Raw genomic sequence first — 6,402 nt, forward strand, 5'->3', positions numbered from 1 at the left:
CCGACACTAACAATACAAAAAAGCGAAAAGAAGGGCATTGATTTTCAACGCAAATTTTTTTTTGTGAATGCGTACTATTCGGTAATATTGGTGTTCTACGCCATTAAAACGGACGTAGAACATGGCATTGGCAAAAGTGGGGTTGATGTTTTTCAATTGAGCGACATCAACCAAAAAAATAAATAGCGGCCAACGCTTCCCTCTGCTTCGTTCCTCAGCAGTTTCAAAACACCTCGCAACTTTCAGCGCATCCATATTCTTCAAGATCAAAAAGTGTATTTTGTTTAAAAACATAAACCTCATTGCTTTCGTCTTTTGCAGGTATAAAATCCGTTTTACTTTCTTGAAGTAACTCTGAAACACTTGTGCTGCCACGATACATATAAAAGGGCGGCTTTAATTTTTCATTATGCTGTTTACCTTTAGGAATGAAATTTTTATACTTTTCTTCCATATTCTGCCACCAATCAGCAATGCTTTCATCTTCTTTTAAAATCGTATGTAGTTTCAAAAAAGATTTTTTCCAGCATAAATCGCAATTACCCTGATAGCTTTTTAGTTCAAGATTAAACGGTTGTTGCTGCCAAAAAGCATTTATATCTTGTCTGGTTGTTTGTTTAAAAGAGCAAAGCGGATAAATTATTTTTTCTTTCTTCCGATTTGGGCTCATTCTATCAATTTCATCCGAACGAATACCAATCGCTGTATAATAATCTTTCCACCCAATTGAACGAGCGTAAGCGCGTATTGCATACTTTTTTAGTTCTCTGCTACAATGAGGCGATTTTGTGCAAGGCAAGCCGTGTTTTTGTATCATCTTTTCAAATGGTTCACCGTTTCTACTGGCGGTTTCATAGGTAACAATCTTAGCGCTTACTCCTTTACCTTTTTCTAAATGTGTTTCAGATTCAATCCAAACAGTATTAAATCCAAAAATCAAATCACAGTTATGGACAAAATCCAAAGTTTCTTTACGCTCTTTTCCTGTGTTCGCAAACACAACAACAAATTCGTATTTGTTATCAGTTGCAAATTCATTCAACAGGAACCACGTCATGTAAGCGCTGGTTTTCCCTCCGCTAAAAGATATTAAAATCTTCTGCCGCCCTTCGCTATTTATTTTTTTGTTCAACTGCATAATTTCAATTTAACTGCTGGAAGTGAAACCCACCTTCGCCACATGCTTCAACGTTGTGCGTCAGTGTAAAAAGACAGCCCACCCACAAATGGCACATTTGGTTTTTGCCGACACACGAGCCAACGCTCAAAAAACCAAAAGAGCCATTTTTTGCCAACGCTCAGACAAACGAACCGACAATAAAAAGTAAATTTGACGATTGAATAATTTGAAAGAAGATAAATGAAATTATATACAACATTAGAGCAACAACTCAAGAAAGAACCCAACTTCGTGACAGACAACGGAGAACTGAAAAAATGGGTAGTGCTGAACAAAGCACAGAACTTCGACGAAGAACTGATTGGACTGTTGCTCGACAATACAGACCTGAAAGAAAAGTTTTTTGTAAACGTGAAAGGCACGTTGGTTTTCAACCAAAACCTGTTTGTGCAGTTTTTGGAGCAGAAAAACTATCTAAACGACAGCTACACCCAATACAAAAACAAGGTTGGACTGACCATTGACGGCAAATACCTGAAACAACGCAACGAAGTAGCTTTGGTGTGGCCGTTTAAGGACTGCATTTTGGAAGGCGGACAAAGCCGTGAAGAAGACAAACGAGAAGAAATTTTCTTTAATGAAATTTTAGCACAAGACGAAATTACTCAGCTTTTAGAGCCAAAAGTTTTGACCAATGCCAAACGCATTGACAAAGACGGAGAAAAACCAGTCGACCAATTTAACCGAAACGAAAACGGCACAATAACCGACAACCTGATTATTAAAGGCAACAACCTTTTAGCCTTGCACACGCTGAAAGAAGAATTTGCAGGAAAAGTAAAACTGATTTATATAGACCCGCCATATAACACAGGTAATGACAGTTTTCAATACAATGATTCATTCAATGAAAGCACTTGGTTAACCTTTATGAAAAATCGGCTTGAAATTGCAAGGGACTTGTTATCGAAAGATGGGAAAATGTTTATACAGTGTGATGATAATGAACAAGCATATCTTAAGATTTTGATGGACGAAGTCTTTAAACCACAGAATTTTGTGGAAACATTTGTTTGGAAGAATACTGATAATGCACCAGCTCTTTCAAAGAAGACACGTAAAAATCTTGAATTTATACATTGCTATGAAAAGGTTCTTGATACAAGTAAAGGATATGTTGGAAGAGATAGTGATAATGATGATGCACCATTGTTAAATAGTGGTAACCCAATAACTGTTTTGAAATTCGAACCAGAAATTATACAGTTTAGAATTCCCGATGGTAATTATCCCAAAGGAAGTTATGATAAAGTTGAGCTACTTGATGACTTGGTCGTTAAAAAAGGAAAAAACGAGGACACAATTAGATTGAAAGGTCGATTCAAATGGCAACAATCATTTTTGGATACCGAAGTTAGCAATGGAACGTATTTTTTAATCAAATCAAATAAATTTTCTATTAGGTATCAAAGGGAAATCGCTTCGAATATGGCACCTGATAAATTAATTGATGAGATTTATCTCTCAAAAGCCATAGGTGTAGAAACAAATGAAGATTCAAAAAAGCACATTGATTCTCTTAATCTTAATTTTAATTCTTATCCCAAGCCCGAATCTTTGATTGGCTTTTTAATAAAGGCAGTTACAGAAGAAGGAGACCTTATTTTGGACTATCATTTAGGAAGTGGAACTACGGCATCTACAGCCCACAAAATGAAACGCCAATATATAGGCATAGAGCAAATGGATTACATTGAAACAGTTGCAGTCGAAAGGCTTAAAAAGGTAATTGATGGAGAACAAGGCGGTATTTCAAAATCCGTCAATTGGCAAGGTGGTGGTTCATTCGTCTATCTCGAACTCAAGAAATACAATCAAAATTTCATTGAGCAGATTGAAGATGCCAAAGACACCAAAGCACTTTTGAATGTTTGGGAACAGATGAAAACCAAAAGTTTCTTGAATTACAATGTGGACATTAAGAAGCAAGACGAGCATTTGGAAGAATTTAAAGCCTTGAGCCTTGCTGAGCAGAAACAACACCTTTGCGAACTATTGGACAAAAACCAATTGTATGTAAATCTTACTTCGCTCAATGATACCGACTTTGCTTGTACCGAAGACGAAAAGAAAGTAACCAAAGATTTTTACCAAATTAAAAAGTAAGCAAATGGCATTTCTACACGAAATATTCAATAATCCATTTGCTAAAAGAGCTTTAGCACAGGTTGATTTACCCAATTGGATAAGTGACAATTTAAAACCCGGATTTGGTCAAAGACCATATCAGATTGAAGCTTTTAAGCGATACATATACTTAGACCAAGAAGATTTAGAAGAAAAGCCCAAAAGACCTTACCATTTGCTTTACAATATGGCAACGGGTAGCGGAAAGACTTTAATAATGGCAGGTTTGATGTTGCACCTTTACCAAAAAGGCTATCGCAACTTTTTGTTTTTCGTAAACAGCAATAATATCATTCAGAAAACCAAAGACAATTTTCTCAATCCGCAGGCTTCAAAATACTTGTTCAATAACAAAATTGTGATTGACGGAAAAGAAGTGCTAATCAAAGAGATTGACAACTTTGAAGAAGCCGACAATGAGAATATCAATTTGAAGTTTACCACCATTCAACAGCTTCATATTGACCTGAACAACACCAAAGAAAACAGCGTAACCTACGAAGATTTTAAGGACAAGAAATTGGTTTTAATTGCTGACGAAGCTCACCACTTGGTAGCAGGAACAAAATCGGGGAATATTTTCGGCAGTTGGGAAGACACCGTGAAGAAAATTCACGATTCTAATTTTGAAAATATCTTATTGGAGTTTACGGCAACCATTGACACTGACACGGCAGAATTAGTCCAACACTATCAAGATAAGGTAATTTTTAAATACGACCTTGCTCAATTCCGTATTGACAAATATTCCAAAGAAATTAACCTTATTCGTTCCTTGTATGACGAGCAAGATAGAATTATCCAAGCCGTAATTTTGAACTTGTATAGGCAAGAATTGGCTACTTCAAACAATATCAATTTGAAGCCAGTAATTCTATTCAAAGCCAAAAGAACTATTAAAGAATCGGAACAAAATAAAGAGAACTTTCACCAATTGATTGATGATTTTTCGGTGGCAATGGTAGAGAAAATTCAAAAGACTTCTACCGTTCCAATCGTTCAAAAGGCTTTCCGTTTTTTTGAATCCAAAGGGATTTCAGCCAACGAAATTGTTAAACGCATTCAAGCAAATTTCAGATTTGAAAATTGCCTAAGTGCAAACAATGACGCAGAAGCCGAGAAAAACCAAATTTTGCTCAACACATTGGAAGATGAAAACAATCCTATCCGTGCCGTTTTTGCCGTTCAAAAATTAAATGAAGGTTGGGACGTTTTGAATTTATTTGACATTGTTCGCCTTTATGAAGACCGAGACGGAAAAGATGGCAAACCAGGAAAGACAACACTTTCAGAAGCCCAGTTAATTGGTCGTGGTGCGAGATATTATCCGTTTGCCTTAGAAGAAGGACAAGACAAGTTTACCCGAAAATTTGATGATGATATTTCGAACGATTTAAAGGTGTTAGAAGAATTATATTACCACACTAAAGAAGACAGCCGTTACATTTCGGAATTGAAGAAAGCCCTTGTAGATTCGGGTATTTATGAAGATGATGCAAATTTGGTTCAACTCAATTTGTTTTTAAAACCTGAATTTAAGAAAACAGATTTTTATAGAGACGGACACGTTTTCTTCAATAAGAAAGTGCCAAAGAGTTTTGACAACATAAAATCGTTTGCCGATTTAGGAGTAAAGAAAACCAATTACCGACACACTTTATCTTCGGGAGTTGGCAGAATGTCAAGTGCCTTTTTTGAAATGGAGCCAACACAATCCAATGATGAAGTAATCAAAACCAAAGATGTAAAACTGACCGATATTCCGAAAAACACAATCCGTTTTGCATTAAGCCAAAACCCGTTTTTCTACTTTGACAGCTTATCGCATTACTTCCCAAGTGTTGGTTCACTTTCCAATTTCATTGACAGCAAAGACTTATTAGCAGGTTTAGAAATCACTTTTAGCGGAACAACCAACCGACTGAAAGAAATTAGTCATTTTGACTATTTGGAAGCCTTAAACGGATTTCTGCAAAACATTGAAGCAGAAATAAAGAGAAATTCTACAGAATACGAAGGCTCAGACTATATCAAAGAGCCGATTCACAAAGTTTTCAAAGACAAAGAAATCAAGGTTTACAAAGACAGTGAACGAGCAGACGGTCAAGAAACTTTAGTAGCCAACGAGCCTTGGTATGTTTACAACGCCAACTACGGAACAAGTGAAGAAAAGAAATTTGTAGAATTGTTTTCAAGACGATTTGAAGGCATTAATCAAAAGTTTGAGAACATTTACCTAATCCGAAACGAAAGAGAAATTAAAATCTTCGACAAACTCGGAAGAGCTTTTGAGCCTGACTTTTTATTGTTCTGCAAACAACGTGACGGTGAACAAATGACTTTTCAGGTTTTCATTGAACCTAAAGGAGAGCATTTAAAAGGACACGACAAATGGAAAGAAGACTTTTTGAAAGAAATCAGAACTGAACAAAAGACAATCAAAATCCATACAGACACATATTTGATAACAGCCGTTCCATTCTATAATTACAATAACGAAAATGAATTTAAGACGACATTAGAAAACACATTAAACGAATAGAAATGCCAACGCTCACCAGCCACACACATTGCCAAGTCGCACCAGCCGACCCGCAAGCCAAAACTTGGCAAAGAGTGTGTCTGTTCCAACCCGCAACCGACAGAAAATCAGGACGAAAGAAGAACACCGAACGCACAACAGCCGTTTGCCGCAATGGGGGCTGACGTGGTTAAATCAAGTGCAGTGCTTCTATCAACATTTGTGCTTGGTTGACAGTGAAGTGCTCCGAAATCCCCCACTGCGGCAAGCGGCAAAACGTTGTGCGTAAGCTTATTCAAAATTCAAACTCATTTAAATGCCAAAACTTGACCCACATCTTAAAATAAACAAATGTCCTCATTGTTCAGTTGATAACCCAAATTTGAAAGCTGTTGCAAATTTCAGCACGACTGCGGACAACAATACAAATAATAGAAATTGGAAGGTTTATCAGTGTATGAGATGTGGTGGTGCAGTAATGTAAGCTTCCCCAAAAACAGTACGTTTTGAAAGTAGACAGTAAAGTTTAATTTTAAAACGTAAGAAATGAAAAAAAGCACATTCAGTCCTGCGC

At 36.6% G+C, this 6,402-nt stretch carries 4 protein-coding genes; 3 read left to right on the plus strand and 1 reads right to left on the minus strand.

Annotated features, from left to right (window positions below; genetic code table 11):
* Positions 1-186 (plus strand): hypothetical protein (locus BM015_RS21765; protein WP_218148600.1); only part of this gene is annotated, 186 nt, incomplete at its 5' end.
* Positions 187-223: 37 nt separating this feature from the next.
* Here BM015_RS21765 and BM015_RS21040 read toward each other — a convergent pair.
* Entirely contained in the window at positions 224-1,138 is a 915-nt protein-coding gene (locus BM015_RS21040; protein WP_090663304.1) for an adenine nucleotide alpha hydrolase family protein, read from the minus strand.
* Between the two features lie 222 nt (positions 1,139-1,360).
* On the opposite strand from BM015_RS21040, the gene BM015_RS21045 reads away from it, so the two are divergent.
* Positions 1,361-3,286, plus strand: coding sequence for a DNA methyltransferase (locus BM015_RS21045; RefSeq protein WP_090663306.1), 1,926 nt, complete (start codon positions 1,361-1,363; stop codon positions 3,284-3,286).
* A 4-nt stretch (positions 3,287-3,290) separates the two neighbouring features.
* The gene (locus tag BM015_RS21050; RefSeq protein ID WP_090663308.1) at positions 3,291-5,849 is read left to right on the plus strand and encodes a DEAD/DEAH box helicase family protein; all 2,559 of its coding nucleotides are present in this window, start codon (positions 3,291-3,293) and stop codon (positions 5,847-5,849) included.
* Positions 5,850-6,402 lie beyond the last annotated feature (553 nt).

Origin of the sequence: Parafilimonas terrae, from assembly GCF_900115755.1 — a bacterium.
Lineage (GTDB): Bacteria > Bacteroidota > Bacteroidia > Chitinophagales > Chitinophagaceae > Parafilimonas > Parafilimonas terrae.

Bases quoted from the DNA above. Each gene is read 5' to 3' on its own strand.
- BM015_RS21040 (WP_090663304.1), bottom strand. From the start codon at position 1,138: ATGCAGTTGAACAAAAAAATAAATAGCGAAGGGCGGCAGAAGATTTTA.
- BM015_RS21045 (WP_090663306.1), top strand. From the start codon at position 1,361: ATGAAATTATATACAACATTAGAGCAACAACTCAAGAAAGAACCCAAC.
- BM015_RS21050 (WP_090663308.1), top strand. From the start codon at position 3,291: ATGGCATTTCTACACGAAATATTCAATAATCCATTTGCTAAAAGAGCT.